The organism is Paraburkholderia sp. Ac-20347 (assembly GCF_017104805.1).
GTDB classification, from domain to species: domain Bacteria; phylum Pseudomonadota; class Gammaproteobacteria; order Burkholderiales; family Burkholderiaceae; genus Paraburkholderia; species Paraburkholderia tropica.
Genome location: NZ_JAAGPN010000001.1, coordinates 92,535 through 114,071 on the forward strand (window position 1 = coordinate 92,535; position 21,537 = coordinate 114,071).

The following is a 21,537-nucleotide window of genomic DNA, read 5'->3' on the forward strand; positions in this document are numbered from 1 at the left end:
ACGTCGCCACTATCACCGGCATAGCGTGTGTTACGCGAACACCGTGAACTCGACTTCGAGCGGGTTGAGCGCGTTGATCGGAATGATATCCTGCGGGCACGCCGACATCGCCACCACGCAATCCATCACCGCCTTGATTTCCACGTAATCGCCGGCCTTCGAAACGGGCGGCAGCCAGTCGATCGAATAATCGGGCTTCACGGGAATGTTCATCCACAGGTTGAACGGCTGCGGCACTTCACGCGTGCGCAGACCGATGGCCTTGAGCGCGAGACGCAGATTGTCGGCGCAATTGTCGTGATAACCCTCGACGCCGAGATTGCGATAGCGATACAGATCGCACGCGGCGATCAGCGTGTCGTGCACGCCGGGCGACGTGTCCGTCACGAGTTCGGCGATCGGGCGGCGCTGGTTGGTCACGAGCGGATCGCCCGGCTGCGGAATGATCTTGTCGAGATACGCGCGCGTGTGTTCGAACGAGAGGAATTCGTTCAGGTGTTGCGCGTTGAAGATCCACGTATCGCAGACCTGCGTGCCATGCGGATTCGCGATGCGAATGGTTTGACCCGCCTTCACGCGCACGGCGCGGCCGCAGCGCGCGGGGACGGTGTAGGTCTTGCCGAGTTCGGGCGTGCCGTCCGCGGAAATCGGCTCGTGCAGCGTGGCGTTGATGCCGTTTTCGGTGCCGTTGTCGTCGGCGTGCGTGGCGGTGGCTGCGGGGAAATTCATAGGGACTCCTGATGTGGTGCGGGTGAAGTGGGTCAATCGCTCAGGCATTGCAGAGCGTGGTCAGACTGTGGGCGAGCGCGCGTGCGCCCAGCACGAGGTGATGCGGATGCGTGGCTTCGACCGGGTTATGGCTGATCCCGCCGATGCTTGGCACGAACAGCATCGCGCTCGGACAATGCCCGGCGAGATACATGGCGTCGTGAAACGCGCCGGACGTGAGCCGCGTGGCGGGCGCATCGAGCGCCTGGCAGGCGGCGTCGAGCGTCGCGAGCACGGCCGCGTCGAAAGCGACGGGCGCGTGCGAGAACAGCGCTTCGAGGCGGGCTTCGTGGCGCTTCGCGAGCGCGTGCACGGCGTCGTCGAAGGCGTCGAGCACGGCTGAGTCGGGATGGCGGAAGTCCACCGTGAAGCTCACGTTCGAAGGAATCGTGTTGATCGAATTCGGCTCGACGTTCCAGCGCCCGAAGGTGACGCGCGTGTGCTCCGCACCCAGACGGCGCGCGATGCCGTCGAGTTCGGCGTGCAGCGCGAGCGCGAGCGTCATCGCATCGCGGCGCAGCGGCATGGGCGTGGTGCCCGCGTGAGCTGCCACGCCGGTGCAATGAAACGCGTACCAGCGCACGCCCTGAATGCCGCTGACGACCGCGAGCGGCAGGTCGGCATTCTCGAGTTGCGGGCCTTGTTCGATATGCAATTCGACGAAGGCGTGCGCGGTTTCGCCCGCTGCGTGCGAGGCGAGTTCGGGGAATGCCTGCTGATGGGCGTCGAGCGCTTCGCGCAGCGTCACGCCTTGCGCATCGCGCGCATCGAGATAACGCGCCATGCGCGCCGGTTCGACGAACGCGCTCGAACCCATTGCGCCCGGCGCGAATCGCGTGCCTTCCTCATTGGTCCAGATCGCGACTTCGAGCGGACGGCGCGTTTGCGCGTTCGCGTCGTTGAGCGCTTCCAGCACTTCGAAGCCCGCGAGCACGCCGTAGCAGCCGTCGAGCTTGCCGCCCGAAGGCTGCGTATCGATATGGCTGCCGGTCACGACGGGCGCGAGCGCTTCGGTGCCCGCGCGGCGGATGAACAGATTCGCGCACGCATCGACGGACACCGTGCAGCCGAGCGCATGCGCGCGCTCGATCAGATAGCGGCGCGCGTCGAGATCGTCGGCGCTCAGGGCGGGGCGATTCACGCCGCCGTCGTCGCGCGCGCCGAACGACGCGAGCGTTTCAACGGCAGCGAGCAAACGCTCGGCATCGACGTGCTGCGCGATACGGGTCGCGAATTCTTGCGGCGCGTTCACGATGCGGCTCCTTGCGCGGCGAGCGCGGGTTCGGCGGCGAACGTCAGGCTGCGTTCGAGCCACGGTTTGAGAAACTGCTGCAGGCGCGGCGTGCGCGTGTTGCCGAACAGTTGCGCGGGCGGTCCTGCTTCGACGATCGCGCCCGCTTCCATGAACACGACCTTGTCGGAAATCTTCGCGGCGAAGCTCATTTCGTGCGTGACCATCACCATCGTCATGCCGTCCTGCGCGAGCGAGCGGATCACGTTGAGCACTTCCTCGACGAGTTCGGGATCGAGCGCCGAGGTGGGTTCGTCGAGCAGCATCACCTCCGGCTCGATCGCGAGCGCGCGCGCGATGCCCACGCGCTGCTGCTGGCCGCCCGAGAGGCTCGCGGGCCAGGCGTCGGCCTTGTGGCCCATGCCCACGCGTTCGAGCGCTTTGTGCGCTTTCTCGCGGGCCTCGCGCTTCGGCATCTTCTTTGCGAGCACGAGCGGCGCGGCGACGTTGTCGAGCACGCTCATATGCGGCCACAAATTGAATTGCTGAAACACCATGGCCACGGGGCGGCGCACATCGGCGATGCTCGCTTCGCTATCACGATCGCGCGGCGTGCGGCCCGAGGAGCGATAGCCGAGCAGCTGGCCCTTGATCCACACTTCGCCTTCGTCATAGGCTTCCAGAAAATTCATGCAGCGCAGGGCAGTCGTCTTGCCCGAGCCGGACGGTCCGATCAGCGTGACGATTTCGCCGCGCATGATGTCGAGGTCGATGCCCTTGAGCACGCGGTTTGCGCCGTATGACTTGCCGACGGCGCGCAGCTGGAGAATCGGAAGAGCGCTCATGAGGTCTTTCGCTGAAAGGGAATGCGTGCCGTCGCGCGCTGTGCGAGCAGCGAGACGGCCTGGGTCAGCAGCCAGTAGCACGCGATTAGCAGCGCGTACGGGCCGATATACGTATAGGTCGAGGCGACCACGTCGCTTGCCGTCATCGTCAGTTCGGGCACGGTGATGATCGACGCCACCGCGCTCTCCTTGATCACGAGAATCGTTTGATTGGCGATGAGCGGCAGTGCGAAGGCGAGCGCCTGCGGCAGTTCGATCGCGCGAAACGTGGCGCGCCGGCTCACGCCGAACGCGGCGGCCGCTTCGAGCTGGCCGCGCGGCACGCTGGCCCACGCGGCGCGGAAAATCTCCGCGAAATAGGCGCTGGCGTAGATCGCGAGCGAAACGACGGTGGCTTCCACGGCGCTCATCGTCACGCCGATCATTGGCAATCCGAAATAGATGATGACGAGTTGCGAGAGATACGGCGTGCCGCGAATCAGCCAGATGAACGCGCCATACGGCAGCGCGAAGGCGCGTCCGAACGCGAGGCGCAGCGCGTTGAGCGCGAAGCCCGCCACCATGCCGATGAGCGCGGCGAGCACGCTGACTTCGAGCGTGACGACCGTGGCGGCGGCGAAGCGGGGAACGAGGGCAATCAGCGAGTCCATGGGGGCATCCGTGCAGACGTTCGGTGCAGACTTAAGCGCGCCGCGCCGTGCGGCGAGCGAAGACATGGCCGGCGCAGGCGAGCAACGACGTGATCGCCAGATAAAAGACGGCCGCGAGCGAATAGACTTCCAGCGGCCGATAACTCGACGACGAGAGTTGCTGACCCACGCGCATCAGGTCCGTCACCGAGATCACCGAGACCACGGCCGATGCCTTGACGATGTCGATCATCTCGGACACCAGTGCGGGCAGCGTGGCGCGCACCACCTGCGGCACCTCGATATGCCAGAGCACCTGGCGGCGCGTGAGGTTGAAGGTGAGCGCGGCCTCGATCTGGCCGGGAGCAATGGCGCGAAAACCCGCGCCGAGAATCTGCGATTGATAGGCGCCCGTGTTGAGCGAGAGCCCGATCGCGGCGGCCACGACGCCCGGCAGTTCGATGCCGAGCGCCGAGGGCACGTAGTAAAACACCAGCAATTGCGCGAGGACCGGCGTGCCGCGCAGCACGCTCACATAGACGCGCGCTGCGCCGCGCAACAGGCGGCTGTGGCTGACCGACATGGTGTAGACGAACACGCCGACGAAGAAGCCGCAGCCCACGGCGACAGCCGACAGCCAGAGCGTCGTCAGCGCGCCGTCGAGAAGCTGCGGCAGATAGCCGGCGCAGCGCGTGAGCAGATCGGGTGCGTTCATGTTGCGCGAGGTCCGGTAAAACGTGGGTGAAAACGCGGGTTACAGCGTCGGAGCGGGCAGCGCGTCGGCGGGCACGTCCATGGTCGAACCGAACCACTTCTCCTGCAGCTTCTTCATCGTGCCGTCCTTGTTCGCGCGGGCGATGCCGTCGCTAAAGAGCTTCAGCAGCGCGGCGCTGTCCGCGTCCTTGCGCGCGACCCACGCGAAGTAGCTCTTCGGACCGATGGTTTGCGGCAGCAGCGTGAACACGCCCGGACGCGACTTCATCAGCGGCCCGAGATTCGCGACCGATTGCGCAACGGCGTCGAGACGGCCCACTGCGAGATCCGCATACGCTTCGTCGAACGACACGTATTGCTTGATCTGCTTGATGCCGGGACCGCCTGCTTCCTTGAGCTTCTTGTCGAGCGCGACGAGCGCCTGCAATTGCGCGGAACCCGTTTGCGAGCCGACGACCTTGCCGTTCAGATCGTTCGGCGACTTGATGGCGCTTTCGTTCGCACGCAGCAGCACGCCGGTCGTGGCGTCGGCGACGGGCAGCGTGAAGGCGAAGTGATCGGCGCGATCCTTGTTGACGGTGACGGCGGTCACGACGATGTCGAAACGCTTCGCGTCGAGGCCCGGCAGCAGGCCCTGAAACGGCAGATCGAGCTGCTTCACCTTGACGTCGGGCAGCGACTTGAGCACGTAGGCCATGAGGTCGGCGTCGTAGCCGACGATCTTGCCGTTATCGACGTATTCGAACGGTGCGTAGCGTGCTTCGGTCGCGACCGTGATTTCCTTGTTCGATTTGATGCGCGCGAGCAGATCGTCCTGTGCGAGCACGGGCGCGGCGGCGGCGAGCGTGAAGACGCCGCTCAGGGCGAGGACGAAACGGCGGACTGACTTATGCATGATGTTCCCTGGAAGACCGTGGCGAGTGGTGAAAGTGACAGGAATCGTATTCAAGTAACTTGAATGATGTTCAATTAGCATGATGCGTGCCAGCGGCCGGAAACGCCGCTGCACAAGGCGGAAGGGGAGAAAGTCGGGACGCGGCGTGCACCGCGAGCGTGAGCGATGCCGTGATGTGCACCGCATAAAAGGCACGATGCACCGCGATGGGGAGGGGTGGCGCAGAACCGTGCCTGGCGGCGGCAAGCGTGCGAATCGAGCGGAACGGTGCTCTATTAACGACGCGAATGTGTGAGGGCTTTGATGAGAGAGCCAGCGGCGGACTCGCTGCTCATGCCGATTCCAGTCTGATGGATATTGACCGATTCATCGTATCGGTTTGAAATGGCTCATTTCCATGCGTCGGGTGCTAGCATGGAAATGAATCGGGGATCGTTCCGTGCTCAATAAAAGAATCGTAATACGGTATGAATTAAACAGATAAACCCCGTCTTCCAGGAGAGGCACACGATGCGAGAACTCAGTGGCGGCAATGCGTGGCAATACACGCTCAATCTGCTCGGCGGCGGCCCGGTTCCTCACGGTCGTACGGTGCGCTCCTCGCGCCGTGCGTGCGCCAGTCGAGCCACGCGGATCGAACCTCCCGTTGCGCGGCCCGTGCCTGCGTTGCGCGCGCATTTTGCGTTTGTCGAAGCGTGGTCGGACAACCTGATTTCGGTGTCGTGGAGCGATCCCACCAGCGGGCGTTATGCCGAGCAGCCGTGGCGTCTGTGTATCGCGAGAAAGCGTGGTCTGTGCGCGCTCACGGGCGCGCCGATTCAGCGCGGCGACAAGATCTATCGGCCTTTCACGCGTGGCGTGGCGCCCATCAACGCGGACTGGGCCGTGCTGGCTTCGGCGTTGAACGCGTCGCTCATCCCCCCGTCACGGGAGGGAAAAACGCAATCTCGCTGTCCTGCCTGACCACGAAGTCGCTGCTCACCATTTCGTGATTCACCGCCACGCGAACCGGCCGGGCGCTGTCGAGCGCTTCGGCCGCGTCCGCGCCGCGTTGCCTGAGCTGATTGCGCAGCCCGTCGATGGTGATCTGCGTGGCGTCGACTTGCAGTGTTTCTTCCGCCATGCCGAGCGATTCGCGAATGCTCGCGAAATATTTAATGGTGAGTTTCATGAATCAAGTCCTGATGCGAATTCGTGCGACGGGATATCCGACCGTGTATCGATAAACGGATTTCATCCCCAGCGAAGCATGGCTTGCTCGTCGTGGCTTTTCGCTTCGACCCAATGGGATTTGCCATCGCGGCTGATTTCTTTTTTCCAGAATGGCGCGTGCGTTTTCAGAAAGTCCACGATGAATTCGCAGGCCTCGAATGCGGCTGCACGATGCGGCGAAGCCACCACGACGATCACCACCGGAAGACCGAGCGCAATACGCCCTATGCGATGCACGACCTTCACCGCATCCAGCGACCAGCGTGCCGCCGCTTCCTCGACGATGCCCCAGAGCGAATGCTCGGTCATGCCCGGATAGTGCTCGAGTTCGAGCGCGACGATGTCGTCGCCATCGCCGCTATTGCGCACGATGCCGATGAAATCCACTACGGCGCCCACGTTCGGGTTGCGCATGATCGGCGAGACTTCCGCCGCCACGCCGATGGGCGCGTGCTGCACGCGCACTTCAAAGCCCGCTGCAATGCCGCTTGCGGGCGAGGGGACATCTTCAGCGGGCGTTTTTTCGCCGGCTTGCCGCGCATCTCGATCCGAAGGCTGTGTCATTGCGTCATTTCCTCTGGGGGCCTCGATGAGTCCGCGATGCGCGATTCGTGAGGCGTAACGCGGCGTGCGCGGCTTAGCCGCCAACCAGCGACATGCGCACGGTGGGCCAGGTCTTGCCCGTACCGGCGCGGCGGCGGTCGGCGTTCAATTCCGAATAGCGGTCGTCGCGCGCATTCCAGCGCGCGTGAATGGCGTTCTGCAATTGCTCGCCGGGCACCGCTTCGCCGAGCCACGGTTTCAGATCCGCGCCTTGCGTCGCGAACAGGCAGGTATAGAGCTGGCCGTCTGCGGACACGCGTGCGCGCGAGCATTGGCCGCAAAACGGCTCGGAGACGCTCGCGATGAAACCCACTGTGCCTTGACCGTCGGCGTGGCGATAATCGACCGACGTGGCGGCGGCATCGGCACGATTGGCGGCAACGAGCGGAAATGCCGTTTCGACGATCGCACGCATCTCATGCGCTTTCAGCACCGTGGATTGCGACCAGCCCGCCGCGCCGCCGACATCCATGAATTCGATAAAGCGCAGCGCAATATCGCTGCCTTTGAAATGCTGCACGAGCGGCAGAATCTGATTGTCGTTCACGCCGCGCTCGATCACCGTGTTGACTTTCACCGGCGCGAGGCCCACGGCCTGCGCCTGTTCGATGCCGTCGAGAATGCGCGCGACGGGCAGGTCCACGTCGCTCATGCGGCGGAATACGGTGTCGTCGAGCGCGTCGAGGCTGACCGTTACGCGCGAGAGGCCCGCGTCGCGCAAACCACGCGCACGCGCGGCAAGCAGCGAACCATTCGTCGTGAGCGCGATATCGAGCGGCTTGCCGTTGAGCGTGGTGAGTCGGGCGAGGCGTTCGATGAGCGTTTCGAGTCCGCGTCGCAGCAGCGGTTCGCCGCCCGTGATGCGGATTTTCTCGACGCCGAGCGCCACGAATGCCTGCGCGATTTTCATCATCTGATCGAACGAGAGTCGCTCGGACGCGCGCAGAAAACGATAGTGCTCGTCGAAGACCTCGCGCGGCATGCAGTAGGTGCAACGGAAATTGCACTGATCGATCACGGAGAGGCGCAAATCGCGCAACGGCCGGTCGCGTCCGTCGCGTACCGCGGCAGCGGGCGCAGCCTCGGCGCGGGCAGTCACTGCGGATTGGACGGTAGGGGCTTCGGCGACGGCGTTCACGATCGGTTAGGGTGGGGCGAAAAGGCGATTGGAATACGGCGACAGGCTCCAGCAGCGGTCAATTGGAGCGATATCGCGAGCTTGTGTGCAGCATAGTGCCGCGGGCGCACGACGCTGGTGCACAGTCGGTGATGGAACGCAGCAGTACAGTTGGGCCGCGAGGGCGAAGCCTCAGGTCAATTGATAGGGACGGATAGGCGCAACCGGCTCGGGCAGGGCGCATCCGCAGAGTTCGAGCACGGAGCGTTCGATATTGCGCGACATGGCGTCGAGCGCGAGCGCATTGGGCGTCAAGCTGAATGGATCGGCGACTTCGCTGGCAATGGCTTCGAGCGCAATCAGTGTGTATGAGATGAACACGCACAGCAGCGGCGTGAAGAATTCCGTGGAATCGACCAGTCCGAACGGAAGCAGCACGCAGTACGCGTAGACGGTGCGATGCAGCAGCACGTTGTACGCAAACGGAATCGGCGTCGAGGCGATGCGTTCGCAGCCGCCCAGCGATTTGCCGAGTTCGGCGAGTTGCGCGTCGAACATCCACAGCCGCGTATCGGAGGCGTGCAGGCGATGTTGGCCGATCGCCAGTTCACGTCGCATGTCGTTGAGTATCGACATCGGTTTATAGCACTGGCCGCTTAACGCCTCGGCGCGTTCGCGGCCGAGCAGACGTACAAAGTCCTGCGAGGGATCGGTGCCGCGTAATTCGTGTTTGAGCGCGTAAATGAAGGCAATCAATTGCTGCGCGATGCGTTGCGTGTCGGCACGCTCGGGCACGTAGCAGAGCATTTGCGACGTGAGCGTGCGGGAAGCTATCAGCAGATTGCCCCAGAGATGCCGCGCTTCGTTAAAGCGCTCGTAACTCGCGTTATTGCGAAACGCGAGAAAGATCGCGAGCGCCACGCCGAATAAAGTAAACGGCGCGGTATTGAGCGGAATCTTTTCGCCGAACACGCGCCCGTGCGTGAAAACGGCGAGCGTGCTGACAACGGCCATGAAAATCAGCTGCGGAATGATCGACGAGAGCACCGAGCCGTTCCAGATGAACAGCAGGCGGAACCAGTTCTCGCGCGGCCGGACGATCATGATGCTTATTTATTATGGGCACGATACGGATGCCGCGCGCGCCGGTGTCTTTAACGCGGGCGCGGCGCGGCGTCATGCCGGTCAGTGATAGCCGGGGTCGCCTTCGCGCACCTTGCCGCGGAATACGCGATATTGCATTGCGTTGTAGACCAGAATGATCGGCAACACAATCACGGTGCCGACGAGCGCGAATAGCTGGCTCGAACGTGTCGACGAGGCCTCCCAGATCGTGAGCGAAGGCGGAATGATATACGGCCAGATGCTGATAATGAGCCCCGTATAACCGAGAAAGCAGATCACCAGCGACAGCACGAAAGGCGTGGTTTCGTGGCGCGCGCGCAGCGCATGGAAAATGCCCCACACGCTCGCGACCACGAGAATCGGCACCGGCAGGAACCAGATGAGATTGCCGCTGAGGAACCAGCGTTGTCTCACCGAGGGCAGACCCAGCACGGTCCACAGGCTGACGACGGCAATCGCCAGCAGCAGCACCGCCACGAGCGGGCGCATGACTTCACGCATCTTGCGCTGCAACTCGCCGTCCGTTTTCATGATGAGCCAGCCGCAGCCGAGCGTGGCGTACGTGAGCAGCACGCCGAAGCCGCAAAACACGCTGAATGGCGAGAACCAGTCGAACGGATCGCCCGCGAATTTATCGTCGACGATCTTGATGCCTTGCAGCAGCGAGCCAAGCGTGACGCCCTGGCACATGGCCGCGAGCGCCGAGCCGCCAATGAACGCGAGGTCCCATGCGTGTTGTGTGCGCGTGGCTTTTCCGCGCAATTCGAACGCCGCGCCACGGAATATCAGGCCCACCACCATCAGGATCAGCGGCATGTAATTGGCGGGCAGCAAGGTGGAGTACACCACGGGGAACGCGCCGTATAAACCGGCGCCGCCGAGTACGAGAAAGGTTTCGTTGCCGTCCCAGACGGGCGCGACGGTATTGAGCATCACCTCGCGTTCGCCTTTGCCTTCGAAAAACGGAAAGAGCAGGCCGATGCCGAGATCGAAACCGTCGAGCATCACGTAGATAAACACGCCGAGGCCGATAATGGCGGCCCAGATCACAGGAAGGTCGATTTGCATGGCCTTACTCTCCCACCACGGCGTCTAGCGCGCGATTATGCAAGCCCGGATATTTCAGCGATTCGTTCGTTTCCACGCCGGTCGCCGGTCCTTTTTTCATCATCTTGAGCATGTAATACACGCCCGTTCCAAACACGAGGAAATAGACGATCACGAAGATCAGCAGCGACACGCCCGCCTGTTGCGCACCGATAGGCGAGACTGAATCGATGGTGCGGACCACGCCATAGACGGTCCACGGCTGGCGGCCGACTTCGGTGGTGATCCAGCCCGCGAGCAGCGCGAGAATGCCCGATGGTCCCATGCAGAACACCAGCCGCTGAAACGCGCGCGATTCATACAGTCGCCCACGCGGTCGCAGCAGCAGGCCCAGCACGGCGGTCAGCAGCATCAGCATGCCGAGGCCGGCCATGATGCGGAACGTCCAGAATACGATCGGCGAATAAGGCCGGTCCTGAGGCGGAAATTCCTTGAGACCGCGAATTTCACCATTCCAGCTATGCGTGAGAATCAGGCTGCCTAAATGCGGCACCTTGATCGCGTAGCGGGTGACTTCGGCATCCATATCGGGCAAACCGACGAGATTGAGCGCCGTGCCGCCGTGCTCGGTTTCCCACAGTCCTTCAATCGCCGCGATCTTCGCAGGCTGATATTCGCGCGTATTGAGCCCGTGCGCATCGCCGACGAAAATCTGCACGGGCGCGAGCACGAGCAGCATCCAGAGCGCCATCGAGAAACTGCGCTTCACCGGCACGTCGCGGCGACCGTGCAGCAAATGCCATGCGCCGCACGCGGCCACGATAAACGCGGCGACGATAAACGCCGCAATCGTCATATGAGCGAGCCGGAACGGGAAGGACGGATTGAAGATCACTTTCCACCAGTCGACCGGCACGATGCGGCCATTCTGGATGGCGTAGCCTTGCGGCGTCTGCATGAAACTATTCGACGCAAGAATCCAGAAAGTGGAAATGAGCGTGCCGACCGCCACCATGAGCGTGGAAAAGAAATGCGCTTTCGGACTCACCCGATTCCAGCCGAACAATATCACGCCGAGAAAACCGGCTTCGAGAAAGAAAGCGGTCAAGACTTCATAGGTCAGCAGCGGACCGGTAATATTGCCCGCAATCGTGGAGAAGCCGCTCCAGTTCGTGCCGAATTCGTAAGCCATCACGACGCCCGACACCACGCCCATGCCGAACCCCACGGCGAATATCTTCACCCAGAAGCGGTACATGTCTTTATAGGCGGGGTCGCCGGTGAGCAGCAGACGCCATTCGAGCACGGCCAGAAAGCTCGCCATGCCGATGCTGATCGCCGGAAAGACAATATGAAAGGAGACGGTGAACGCGAATTGCAGCCTGGCGAGATGAAAGGCGTCGAAGATATCCATGATTCTTGTGAACTCCCATTGACGACTGCGTTCGCATGCCGGGCGCCGCCGGACGGGGCTGCGCGGCGCCCGGCCCGGCTTCGCGGCATGGCACGCACCTAATTTCCGGTCGCGCGCACGACCTGTACTGGCACGGATTTATACGAGGGCGTGCCGCTCTCCTTGTCGATATAGTCGAGCGGAACGAGCACATTGGCTTCAGGATAGTACGCAGCGACAGAACCGCGCGCGATGCTGTACACAATCGCCGTGATGTTCTTCAGACGAAGCGTGCGTCCCGACGACGTGACCGTTTCGATATCGACCTGATCGCCGTGCTCGATGCCGTGGGCCGCCATGTCGTCGGCGTTCATGAAGAGCACGTCGCGCCGGCCAAACACGCCGCGATAGCGGTCGTCCATCGCGTAGATCGTCGTGTTGTACTGGTCGTGGCTGCGTATCGTGATGAGTCGCAACACGTTTTCCGCGCCCAGCACGTCGGCGTCTTCCCTTACGCCGCCATAGACCGAGAACACGGCCTTGCCCGAAGGCGTGTGCCACTGGCGCTCGGTGGGCGGCAGCGGCAGGCGGAAGCCGCCCGGCGCGCGAATGCGCCGGTTGAAGTCCTCGAAGCCCGGCACGGTGCGCTCGATGAGATCGCGAATGCTGTCGTAATCGGCGATCAGTTCCATCCACGGCACTTTGGTATGGGGCAGCGTGGCGCGCGCCATGCCGGCCACGATGGCGGGCTCGGAGCGCAGCTGGTCGGACGCAGGCGTGAGCTTGCCCGCCGACGCATGCACCATCGACATCGAATCTTCCACGGTGATCGATTGGCGTCCGCTACTTTGCATGTCGAGCTCTGTGCGGCCGAGGCACGGAAACAGATAGGTTTCCTTCGACACCAGCAAATGCGTGCGATTGAGTTTCGTGCCGATATGCACGCCGAGGTCGAGCGCGGCCATCGCGGGAAACGATTGCGCGGTGTCGGGCAGCGCCACCGCGAAATTGCCGCCGAGGCACAGCAGCGCTTTGGCCTTGCCGTCGATCATCGCCTGCATGGCCTGCACTGCGTCGTGACCGTGGCCGGCGGGCGGTGTGAAGCCACAGGCATCTTCGATCAGCTTGAGAAAGGCCGGCGACGGCTTTTCGGTAATGCCCACCGTGCGATTGCCTTGCACGTTCGAATGGCCGCGCAGCGGGCAAATACCCGCGCCGGGCTTGCCGAAATTGCCGCGCATCAGCAGCAGGTCGGCGATCAGGCGCACATTGGCCGTGCCCTTGTTGTGCTGCGTGATTCCCATGCCATACGTGACGATGGTGGCATTCGATTTCGCGTAGGCGATGGCCACGTGTTCGAGATCGGGCCGTGCGAGGCCGCTGGCTTTCTCGATGTCGTCCCACGAGGTGGCGTCGAGGTCCGCCGCGAAAGCGTCGAAACCGTCGGTATGTTGCGCGATGAAATCTTTGTCGAGCACGCCGCCTTGTTCTGCTTCCATTTGCAGCAGCGCTTTCATCACGCCTTTGAGCGCGGCGGCGTCGCCGCCCGCATCGACCTGAAAATACGTCGAGGCGATGCGCGTGGAGCCGAAGGTCGCCATTTCGATCATGCTCTGCGGATCGGCGAAACGTTCGAGCGCACGTTCGCGCAGCGGATTGAATACGATTATCGGCACGTTGCGACGCGCGGCTTCGTGCAGCGTGCCCATCATGCGCGGATGATTCGTGCCGGGATTATGACCAATGGAAATAATCAGCTCGGTCGAATCGAAATCGTCGAGCGACACCGTGCCTTTGCCGATGCCAATCGATTGCGGCAGGCCAACGCTGGTCGGCTCGTGACACATATTCGAGCAATCGGGAAAATTGTTGGTACCGAATTCACGCGCGAACAATTGATAAAGAAATGCGGCTTCGTTCGACGCGCGTCCGGACGTATAAAACTCCACCTGATCCGGCGAAAGCGAACGCAGGATTTCGCCGATGCGCGCAAAGGCGTCTTTCCAGTCGACGGGGCGGAATGTATCCGTCGCGCGGTCGTAGACGAGCGGATGCGTGAGCCGCCCCATGTCTTCGAGTTCGTAATCGCTCTTTTGCAGCAGCGAGGTGACGGTATTGGCCGCGAAGAATTCGGGCGTCACGCGTTTGGTGGTGGCTTCCCAGGTGACGGCTTTCGCGCCGTTTTCGCAGAACTGGAACGTCGATCGATGCTCCTTGTCGGGCCACGCACAGCCGGGGCAATCGAAGCCGTCGGGCTGATTGGTCCGCATCAGCGTGATGGGCGCCTCGATGCTTTCCATCTGGTCGTGAATCGCCTGCGCCGTGGCTTTGAGCGCGCCCCAGCCGCCCGCCGGACCGGTGTAGGGATGGACGCCTGGCACATCGCGTAGTTTCGTCATAGGAAACTCCATTCGGTGTTTCGCTTGCGCGCTGAAGCCGCCGCGCAAGACTGCGCCGCAACCGCATCGCAATGAAATCCCATCCCGGTCATCAGGATTCAGTTTAGGAAATCCCGATATGGAGACAAGAATGAAATACCCCGATTCGCCTTGGCTATCTTTCGAATTGCGTTGCGTTGTGTCTAATTGAATATATCGATTTCCAATGACGAATACGCGCTTCAAAATGGTGAATGCCGCCGAAGCGGATTGCAAGCGGAGTGAAATGAAGCGTGTCGTCCTATTCTAAAGACGAGCGTTCAGGGCGTGAACGCGCGCCGACCGATATTAGCTATCGGCGCCAGCATCGGGCGCGTTCGTGCATCATGAAAGCTCACACCGCGATGGGAAATGTGCGTTTCAGAAAGCAGGCAGTTCCGCGGGCTCGGAGGACGCGTGCAACAGCACGGGAATCGACTTGGAAGTCGGCGTGTTGCAGACGTCGCCTACGCTCGCGAGCGGCACGAGCGGATTGGTTTCGGGGTAGTAGGCGCCGATGCAGCCGCGCGGAATGTCGTATTCCACGAGGCGGAAATGATCGGCGCGGCGCGCGATGCCGTCCTCCCAGACGGTGCTCATATCGACCCAGTCGCCATTCTTGAAACCTAGCATCGCGATATCGGCGGGGTTGATGAACACCACGCGGCGCTGACCGAACACGCCGCGATAACGGTCGTCCAGCGCGTAAACCGTGGTGTTGTACTGGTCGTGCGAGCGCGTCGTCATGAGCGTCATCAGGCGGTCGCCGTGCTGCGCCTTCGCGCGCGCGATCGGCGTGTCCTGCTGCACCGCGTGCACGATGAAATTCGCTTTGCCGGTGTCGGTTTTCCAGTCGCGTTCGCGCGAGGCGACGCGCAGATGAAAGCCGCCCGGATGCTGGATGCGTTCGTTGTACTGGTCGAAGCCTTCGATGGTTTGTTCGATGGCGTCGCGCACTTTGGCGTAATCGCTCGCATAGCCGAGCCAATCCACTTTCGCGTCGCCGAGCGTGGCGTGGGCGATATTCGCGACGATCGCCGTTTCCGACATCAGGTTCGGCGACGCGGGCTTGTTCATGCCGTAAGAGATATGCACCATACTCATCGAGTCCTCGACCGTCACGCCTTGCGCGACGCCGTTCTGCAGGTCGATTTCGGTGCGGCCGAGCGTTGGCAGAATGAGCGCGCGCTCGCCGTGCACGAGGTGGCTGCGATTGAGCTTGGTGGTGATGTGCACGGTGAGTTTGCACGAGCGCAGGCCGTCGAAGGTACGCAGCGTGTCCGGCGTCGCCATCGCGAAGTTGCCGCCGAGGCCGATGAATACTTTGAGGCGGCCTTCGATCATGTGCTCGACCGTTTCCACGACGTCGAGTCCATGCTCGCGCGGCGGCGCGAAATCGAAGACCTGGCCGAGACGATCGAGAAACGCTTGCGACGGCTTTTCCTCGATGCCGACGGTGCGATTGCCCTGCACATTCGAATGGCCGCGCACGGGGCACAGGCCCGCGCCTTCGCGGCCGATATTGCCGCGCATCATCAGCAGATTGGAGAGCAGATGCACGGTTTGCACCGAATGCTTGTGCTGCGTGATGCCCATGCCCCACGTGGCAATCACACGTTTGCCGTTCGCATAGACGCGCGTGAGCCCTTCGATATCTTCGCGCGCCACGCCCGATTCCGCTTCGAGCAGCGGCCAGCTTTCGTTGCGCAGATCTTCGGCGAAGGCCGCGAAACCCAGCGTGTGCTCGCGGATAAAGTCGATATCGAGCACGCGCTCCGTGCCGTTTTCGAGCGCTTCGTCGTCGAGTTCGATCAGTCGCTTCGCGACGCCTTTAATCAGCGCGAAGTCGCCGCCGAGTTTCGGTTGGATAAACATCGACGCAATTTTCGTGCTGCCGAACGTGATCATTTCCATCGGATGCTGCGGGCTCGTGAAGCGTTCGAGCCCACGTTCGCGCAGCGGATTCACCGACACGATCGTCGCGCCGCGCCGCGAAGCCTCGCGCAATTCGCCAAGCATGCGCGGGTGATTCGTGGCCGGATTCTGGCCGAAGATAATGATGGTGTCCGCGGCTTCGAAATCGTCGAGCGTCACCGTGCCCTTGCCGATGCCCACCGTCGTCGGCAGGCCGCGGCTGGTGGCTTCGTGACACATATTCGAGCAATCGGGGAAATTGTTGGTGCCGAACATCCGCACGAACAACTGATAGACGAACGCGGCTTCGTTGCTCGCGCGGCCCGAGGTATAGAACGCGGCTTCGTCGGGCGAATCGATTGCGTTCAATTGCTCCGCGATCACCGCGAAGGCGTCGTGCCACGCGATGGGCTGATAGCGATCGGTGATCGCGTCGTAGACCATCGGATCGGTGAGACGGCCGTGCTGTTCGAGTTCGTAATCGGTCTGCTTCATCAGCGACTCGACGGTGTGCTTCGCGAAGAAGTCCGGCGTGACGCGTTTGCTCGTGGCTTCGGCGGCCACGGCCTTCACGCCGTTTTCGCAGAACTCGAATGTCGAGGCGTGCTCGCGGTCGGGCCATGCGCAGCCGGGACAATCGAAACCATCCGGCTGGTTCTGTTTAAACAGCGTGCGGTAATTGCCGCCCGACACACGCTCCTTGATCAGATTGATGGCGACATATTTGAGTGCGCCCCAACCCGCGGCGGGGTGGTGATACGCCTCGATTTTTCCCTTTGATTTCGCCTTGTCCATTACCCTTCGCTCCGGTGAGGTTGCGCGGCCCCGGGTCGATCCGCGAGGCGTCAAGCGCGCTAACTGCATAGCCGAAAGCGTAAAAGGTCAGGGCGGCGTGCATGACGCACAAAATCCATTCAGCACTTAGAGTACAGTTGCGCCGCGCCGCCGCATTACACTGCGCGTGCCGCGCTATGAGCGTCTATCGGGGAGAAGGCAGTGAAACTCTATGAAAAGCTCGCGGACGACATTGAAACGTTGATCCGCAAGGGCGTGTACCGGCCGGGGGACCGCGTGCCGTCGGTGCGCCAGGCGAGCCAGCAGCACCGCATCAGCATTACCACGGTGATTCGCGCGTATCTGCTATTGGAAAGCCGTGGCGTGCTCGAAAGTCGCCCGCAATCCGGCTATTTCGTGAGCGTGCGCGTGAACGAAGGCAGCGTGCAATCCGATGAATTGCGCCCGAGCCAGCCGATTGCCGTGTCGGCCACGGTGGACGTGAGCCGTCTCGTGCTCTCCACGCTGCGCTCGATCGGCGCCGACGACGCCGTGCCGCTCGGCTCGCCGTATCCCGATCCGTTTTTGTTTCCGTATGAAAAGATCAATCGCTATGCATCGGCGGTCGGGCGCAGAAAGTCGCTGTGGGGCGTGAACAACGCCTTGCCGCCGGGCAGCCCGGAATTGCTTCGGCAGATTGCACGGCGCTATCTCGAGAACGGCATGGCCGTGGACCCCAACGAGATTATCGTGACCGTGGGCGCGACCGAAGCCATGAATCTCTGTTTGCAGGCCGTGGCGAAACCGGGTGACGTGATTGCCGTGGAGTCGCCCACGTTCTATGCGATGCTGCACGCCATCGAACGCTCGGGCATGAAGGCCATCGAGGTCGCGACGCATCCCGAGTACGGCATGGATGTGGACGCGCTCGCGAAGATTCTCGAAACGGAAAAGGTGGCCGCCTGCATGGTGATGCCGAATTTCCAGAATCCGCTCGGCTTTCTGATGCCTGACGAACGCAAGCGCGAACTCGTCGAGCTGCTCGCCAAAGCGGAGATTCCGGTAATCGAAAACGGTGTTTACAACGAGCTGTATTTTGGCGACTCGCATCCCACCACGCTGAAATCGTATGATAAACAAGGCAGGGTGCTGCATTGCGGTTCGTTTTCGAAAAGCCTCACCGCCGCGTATCGGATTGGCTGGGCGCTGCCGGGGCGTTATCGCGATCAGGTCGAGAAACTGAAATTCCTCAATACGCTGACGACCTCGGTCGTGCCGCAACTCGCCATCGCCGAATATCTCGAACGCGACGGTTACGAGCATCATTTGCGGCGCGTTCGCAAGAATTACGCGCAGCAGGCCAATCTGATGAAAGCGATGGTCACGCGTTTCTTCCCGGCGGGCACGCGTATGTCGAGTCCGGCGGGCGGTTACGTGCTGTGGATCGAACTGCCCGCGAAAGCCGATTCAATGAAGCTATATCAGCTCGCACTGGCGCAAGGGATTACGATCGGGCCGGGCTATATGTTTTCGGTCTCGGACAATTACCGAAATTTCATTCGCCTCAATTACAGCAGTCCGTGGTCGCCGGAAATCGAACAGGCGATTATCACGGTCGGCAAGCTCGCGGCGTTTTGTGCGAAGTGAGTGCGCTGTTCAGCTCGATTCCAGCACGACTCCGGCTCAACTCCCGCTTAATGAATCACAACCGCGTTGCGGCCCGCGTGCTTCGCGCGGTAGAGCGCGAGGTCGGCGGCCGCGAAGGCAGCCTGGCTGTTCGTGCCTTCGAGCGCCGTGCGCTGCGTGAGCGCCGCGCCGACGCTCACGGTCACCACGCCTGCCGTGGAGTGCCGATGCGCGATGTCCAGTTGCATGACGCCACGCCGTAGTTTTTCGAGGATGGCGGGCACCTCGCCGCGCGGCTGCCCGCTGAGCAGCATGCCGAATTCTTCGCCGCCCATACGGCCCGCGATCACCTGATATTCATCCGCCACGTCCTGCAGAACCGCGGCGACTTTCTGCAGACAGACGTCGCCCGCCGGATGACCGTAGGTGTCGTTGAATTGCTTGAACCAGTCGATATCGACCATCACGGCCGTGAGCCAGTCGCCGGGCTGGGCGTCGTGCCATTTCTGGCGAATGCTCTCCAGCATGAAGCGGCGGTTGAACAGGCGTGTGACGGGGTCGGTGGCCGTCGCGCAGCGAAGCTTCAGATCGTTCTCGATCATTGCGCGCAAATGTTCGAACACGTCGCGATGCGCGTCGGTCAGCACGCGCGGTTCGGGGTCCATCGCGCAGAGCGCGCCGACGCGTTCGCCACCGGGCGCGTGCAGCGGAATGGCCGCATAGAAGCGCACGAACGGCGCGTTGCTGACCAGCAGGCATTGCGTGAAGCGCGGGTCGCCGCGCGTGTCTTCCACCACGAACAGCTGGTCGGATTCGATCACGTAATTACTCAACGACTGCTTGCGCGGCACGGGATGCAGCACCACGCCGGCTTCGGCGCGATAGTGCTGATGCTCGGCGTCGAGCAGCAGCACCGCAGTGATCGACGCGCCCGTGACGGTCTTGAGAATGGCGGCGGCGTGACGGAAACACTCGCGCATGACCTGATCGTCGTGCAGGAGCCATTCGATGATCGGCGAGTCGCCGGACTCGCTTGCGCCAGTGAGGCGCTCGTCAGGGAAAAAGGGCAAGGCGGGTTCCGTGGTATGCCGTCAAGCACGGGTCAACGGCATTTTCCACGCAAACTTGAGTGCCGAAGCGCGGCGGGCGCGTAATAAATACATGCCGAGCCGCGTTGATTCATATGATGAAATGAAGTGCGCGATGCCTATTTGTTGATCATCGCCATGACCAGGAAGTGAAACGGCAGGGTGAGCAGCACGGTCGCGCCAAAACCGACGCACCAGAGAATGGCAATCCACTTCAGATCGTGCATAAAGCGCTGGCGGCGATCCCGCGAGTCACGTTTCATGGCCGACTCCCTTTGAAGGTCTGCTGGGGCATTATGGCATTGCCTTGCATCGACGATCAATACGCGGGGCAGGGCGATGCGAACGAGTGAAAACGGAACGGAAGACGGCAACGGCGAACGCCATAACTATTTGTATTCCTGATTAATTGAATTGGTTGCCGTCTTCCACAACTGATGAACTTTCAGACTTCCGCTTTCTCGCAGCGCTCGAATGCTTCGGCCATGAACGCCTTCAACGTATCGACGATTTTGCGCACGCGCGCCGGGACGGGCCGTTGTGGGCGAATCAGCAGATTGAGCGCAAGCTCAGGCACTTCCCAGTCGGGCAGCACGCGCACGAGACGCCCCGCTTCGATAGCGGCGTTGGCGGCCGGTTCCTCCAGCACGCACAAGCCCGCGCCCGCAAGCACCATTTCGTACATTGGCCGCCAATGCGTGGTCTTGATCGTCGTGCGGACCGGCACGCTGTCGACGACGTCGCTGTCGAGCGCGAGCGGCAACTGGTTGGCGTCGAACGTGCCTTTCACGCGAATGAAATTGTGCTCCACGAGTTGAGCCGGCGATTCGATGGCTGCGTGCCGCGCAAGATAATCGGGCGACGCCACCAGCAGACGGCGGATCTGACCGAGCGGCCACGCAATAAACGCGCCGTCCGCGAGTGGCCCGAGGCGAAACGAAATATCCACGCCTTCGGTCACGAGATCGGCGATCTTGTCGTTCAGCACCAGTTCAATATCGAGGCGCGGATACAGATCGCGCACACGTTTCAGTCCTTCCGGCAAGATCGTCTCGCCGAGACAGTGCGGCGCAGCAATGCGGATCGTACCCTTGACGATGTGCTCGTCGTTGGCCACTTCCGCCAATACCTGTTCCACCGCGCCGAGCAAGGACTTGCTGCGTTCGTGAAAGAGGAGCCCCTCCGGCGTGCATTGGAACGTACGCGCATTGCGCAGCAGCAATTGGCAGCCGAGATATTTCTCCAGCCGTTCGATCCGTTCGCTCACGGCAGGCTGGCCGATTTCCAGATCGCGCGCGGCGCCCGACATGCTGCCGCGTTCGACCACTCTCACGTAGATCCGCATGGCTTCCAGCAGGTTCACGCGCCGCTCCTTGCCGTTTGTGGCGCGGGACATCGACACCATTGACACCATTGACACCATCGACAGATAGATCCTTGCATTCGTTGCGCTCCTGATTCAGGGCGTCGCGTGAGTGGATGCGACGCCATCATGAGTCACAGATTAAAAGGACACAGTGAGTCGCGGAATGCACAAATCCGGGCGGTTGATGAGAGTACAGTTTGAGCGATGTGCTTCGCCGCTTTGCGCAGAGGCACAGTGCTTCGGATGGCGAGTGCTATGCTCGATCAGCGAATCAGGCGGCGCACGCATAGTGCGCTTTCATCGATTGAAAGCTATTTGTCGGGTGAAATGATGGCCGCGGGTTTGAACGCCATATTCAAACGCCCGCCACACAGGCCTTTTCTTCGGAGAATCGACATGACCGGACAGACATTGAGCGCAGCGTTCATCGAAGAACAGCGCAAGCGCTTGCTGACGATGCAGCGTGAGGTGCTGGGCGGCGAGGAAAACACCATTGGCGCGGAACGCAATCAGGAAGAGGCCACCGGCGCGGAAGCCGAGGAATACGAAGACGATGCCCAGAAGATGGAGCAGGACATCGCGAATCAGGCGCTGCGCAATGTGAATCAGCAGCGCATTGCCGATATTCAACGCGCGCTGGAAAAAATCGCCGATGGCACGTATGGCTTTTCCGATGAGAGCGGCGATCCCATTCCCATCGAGCGTCTGAAAGTGCTGCCCGAAGCGGTATTGACGGTGCAGGAACAGAGCGCGCGCGACGCCGGACAATAAGC

The 21,537-nt window shown here is 61.9% G+C and carries 20 protein-coding genes; 3 read left to right on the forward strand and 17 right to left on the reverse strand.

The window, feature by feature from the left end; all coding sequences use genetic code 11:
- Positions 1-30: 30 nt before the first annotated feature.
- The 6 genes from G3N97_RS00450 to G3N97_RS00475 are packed head-to-tail and all read right to left on the reverse strand — an operon-like array spanning position 31 to position 5,082.
- Entirely contained in the window at positions 31-729 is a 699-nt protein-coding gene (locus tag G3N97_RS00450) for an urea carboxylase-associated family protein (protein ID WP_065059732.1), read from the reverse strand.
- Between the two features lie 40 nt (positions 730-769).
- The gene (locus tag G3N97_RS00455; protein ID WP_205991370.1) at positions 770-2,020 is read right to left on the reverse strand and encodes a M20 family metallo-hydrolase; all 1,251 of its coding nucleotides are present in this window, start codon (positions 2,018-2,020) and stop codon (positions 770-772) included.
- Positions 2,017-2,844, reverse strand: coding sequence for an amino acid ABC transporter ATP-binding protein (locus G3N97_RS00460; RefSeq protein WP_205991371.1), 828 nt, complete (start codon positions 2,842-2,844; stop codon positions 2,017-2,019). Before G3N97_RS00460 ends, G3N97_RS00455 begins: the two co-directional genes overlap by 4 nt.
- On the reverse strand, positions 2,841-3,494 hold the full coding sequence (locus tag G3N97_RS00465) for an amino acid ABC transporter permease (protein WP_205991372.1): 654 nt from the start codon (positions 3,492-3,494) through the stop codon (positions 2,841-2,843). Before G3N97_RS00465 ends, G3N97_RS00460 begins: the two co-directional genes overlap by 4 nt.
- 31 nt (positions 3,495-3,525) lie before the next feature.
- Entirely contained in the window at positions 3,526-4,188 is a 663-nt protein-coding gene (locus tag G3N97_RS00470) for an amino acid ABC transporter permease (RefSeq protein ID WP_205991373.1), read from the reverse strand.
- A gap of 39 nt (positions 4,189-4,227) precedes the next feature.
- Complete coding sequence (locus G3N97_RS00475) at positions 4,228-5,082, reverse strand: transporter substrate-binding domain-containing protein (protein WP_065059727.1); 855 nt, start codon at positions 5,080-5,082, stop codon at positions 4,228-4,230.
- A 510-nt stretch (positions 5,083-5,592) separates the two neighbouring features.
- Here G3N97_RS00475 and G3N97_RS00480 point away from each other — a divergent pair.
- Positions 5,593-6,045, forward strand: a complete 453-nt coding sequence (locus tag G3N97_RS00480) for a DUF3331 domain-containing protein (RefSeq protein ID WP_205991374.1) — start codon at positions 5,593-5,595, stop codon at positions 6,043-6,045.
- Here the strand turns inward: G3N97_RS00480 and moaD are convergent.
- The 8 genes from moaD to G3N97_RS00520 all read right to left on the reverse strand — a co-directional run bounded on the left by moaD (position 5,996) and on the right by G3N97_RS00520 (position 16,705).
- Positions 5,996-6,253 (reverse strand): molybdopterin converting factor subunit 1, encoded by a 258-nt coding sequence (gene moaD / locus G3N97_RS00485; RefSeq protein WP_205991375.1) that lies wholly within the window; start codon positions 6,251-6,253, stop codon positions 5,996-5,998. The two genes, G3N97_RS00480 and moaD, sit on opposite strands and share 50 nt — an antisense overlap.
- 62 nt (positions 6,254-6,315) lie before the next feature.
- Positions 6,316-6,858 carry a molybdenum cofactor biosynthesis protein MoaE gene (locus tag G3N97_RS00490; protein WP_205991376.1) on the reverse strand — a complete coding sequence of 181 codons (543 nt, stop codon included), beginning with the start codon at positions 6,856-6,858 and terminating at the stop codon, positions 6,316-6,318.
- Positions 6,859-6,931: 73 nt separating this feature from the next.
- The gene (moaA, locus tag G3N97_RS00495) at positions 6,932-7,996 is read right to left on the reverse strand and encodes a GTP 3',8-cyclase MoaA (protein ID WP_346777994.1); all 1,065 of its coding nucleotides are present in this window, start codon (positions 7,994-7,996) and stop codon (positions 6,932-6,934) included.
- 210 nt (positions 7,997-8,206) lie between these two features.
- Positions 8,207-9,118, reverse strand: coding sequence for a bestrophin family ion channel (locus tag G3N97_RS00500; protein WP_205991378.1), 912 nt, complete (start codon positions 9,116-9,118; stop codon positions 8,207-8,209).
- An 81-nt stretch (positions 9,119-9,199) separates the two neighbouring features.
- Positions 9,200-10,207 carry a cytochrome d ubiquinol oxidase subunit II gene (gene cydB, locus G3N97_RS00505; RefSeq protein ID WP_205991379.1) on the reverse strand — a complete coding sequence of 336 codons (1,008 nt, stop codon included), beginning with the start codon at positions 10,205-10,207 and terminating at the stop codon, positions 9,200-9,202.
- A gap of 4 nt (positions 10,208-10,211) precedes the next feature.
- The gene (locus G3N97_RS00510) at positions 10,212-11,600 is read right to left on the reverse strand and encodes a cytochrome ubiquinol oxidase subunit I (RefSeq protein WP_205991380.1); all 1,389 of its coding nucleotides are present in this window, start codon (positions 11,598-11,600) and stop codon (positions 10,212-10,214) included.
- Between the two features lie 98 nt (positions 11,601-11,698).
- Complete coding sequence (locus G3N97_RS00515) at positions 11,699-13,978, reverse strand: FdhF/YdeP family oxidoreductase (protein WP_205991381.1); 2,280 nt, start codon at positions 13,976-13,978, stop codon at positions 11,699-11,701.
- Positions 13,979-14,377: 399 nt separating this feature from the next.
- Positions 14,378-16,705 (reverse strand): FdhF/YdeP family oxidoreductase, encoded by a 2,328-nt coding sequence (locus tag G3N97_RS00520; protein ID WP_205991382.1) that lies wholly within the window; start codon positions 16,703-16,705, stop codon positions 14,378-14,380.
- Between the two features lie 201 nt (positions 16,706-16,906).
- On the opposite strand from G3N97_RS00520, the gene G3N97_RS00525 reads away from it, so the two are divergent.
- The gene (locus tag G3N97_RS00525; protein WP_205991383.1) at positions 16,907-18,331 is read left to right on the forward strand and encodes a PLP-dependent aminotransferase family protein; all 1,425 of its coding nucleotides are present in this window, start codon (positions 16,907-16,909) and stop codon (positions 18,329-18,331) included.
- Between the two features lie 47 nt (positions 18,332-18,378).
- Here G3N97_RS00525 and G3N97_RS00530 read toward each other — a convergent pair whose 3' ends face one another.
- The 3 genes from G3N97_RS00530 to G3N97_RS00540 form a co-directional block, all read right to left on the reverse strand.
- Positions 18,379-19,380 (reverse strand): sensor domain-containing diguanylate cyclase, encoded by a 1,002-nt coding sequence (locus G3N97_RS00530; RefSeq protein ID WP_241030265.1) that lies wholly within the window; start codon positions 19,378-19,380, stop codon positions 18,379-18,381.
- A 137-nt stretch (positions 19,381-19,517) separates the two neighbouring features.
- A complete protein-coding gene (locus G3N97_RS00535) occupies positions 19,518-19,661 on the reverse strand; it encodes a hypothetical protein (protein WP_205991384.1) in 144 nt (47 codons plus the stop codon).
- A 182-nt stretch (positions 19,662-19,843) separates the two neighbouring features.
- Positions 19,844-20,761 (reverse strand): LysR family transcriptional regulator, encoded by a 918-nt coding sequence (locus G3N97_RS00540; RefSeq protein WP_205991397.1) that lies wholly within the window; start codon positions 20,759-20,761, stop codon positions 19,844-19,846.
- 258 nt (positions 20,762-21,019) lie between these two features.
- On the opposite strand from G3N97_RS00540, the gene G3N97_RS00545 reads away from it, so the two are divergent.
- The gene (locus G3N97_RS00545) at positions 21,020-21,535 is read left to right on the forward strand and encodes a TraR/DksA family transcriptional regulator (RefSeq protein ID WP_241030267.1); all 516 of its coding nucleotides are present in this window, start codon (positions 21,020-21,022) and stop codon (positions 21,533-21,535) included.
- Positions 21,536-21,537 lie beyond the last annotated feature (2 nt).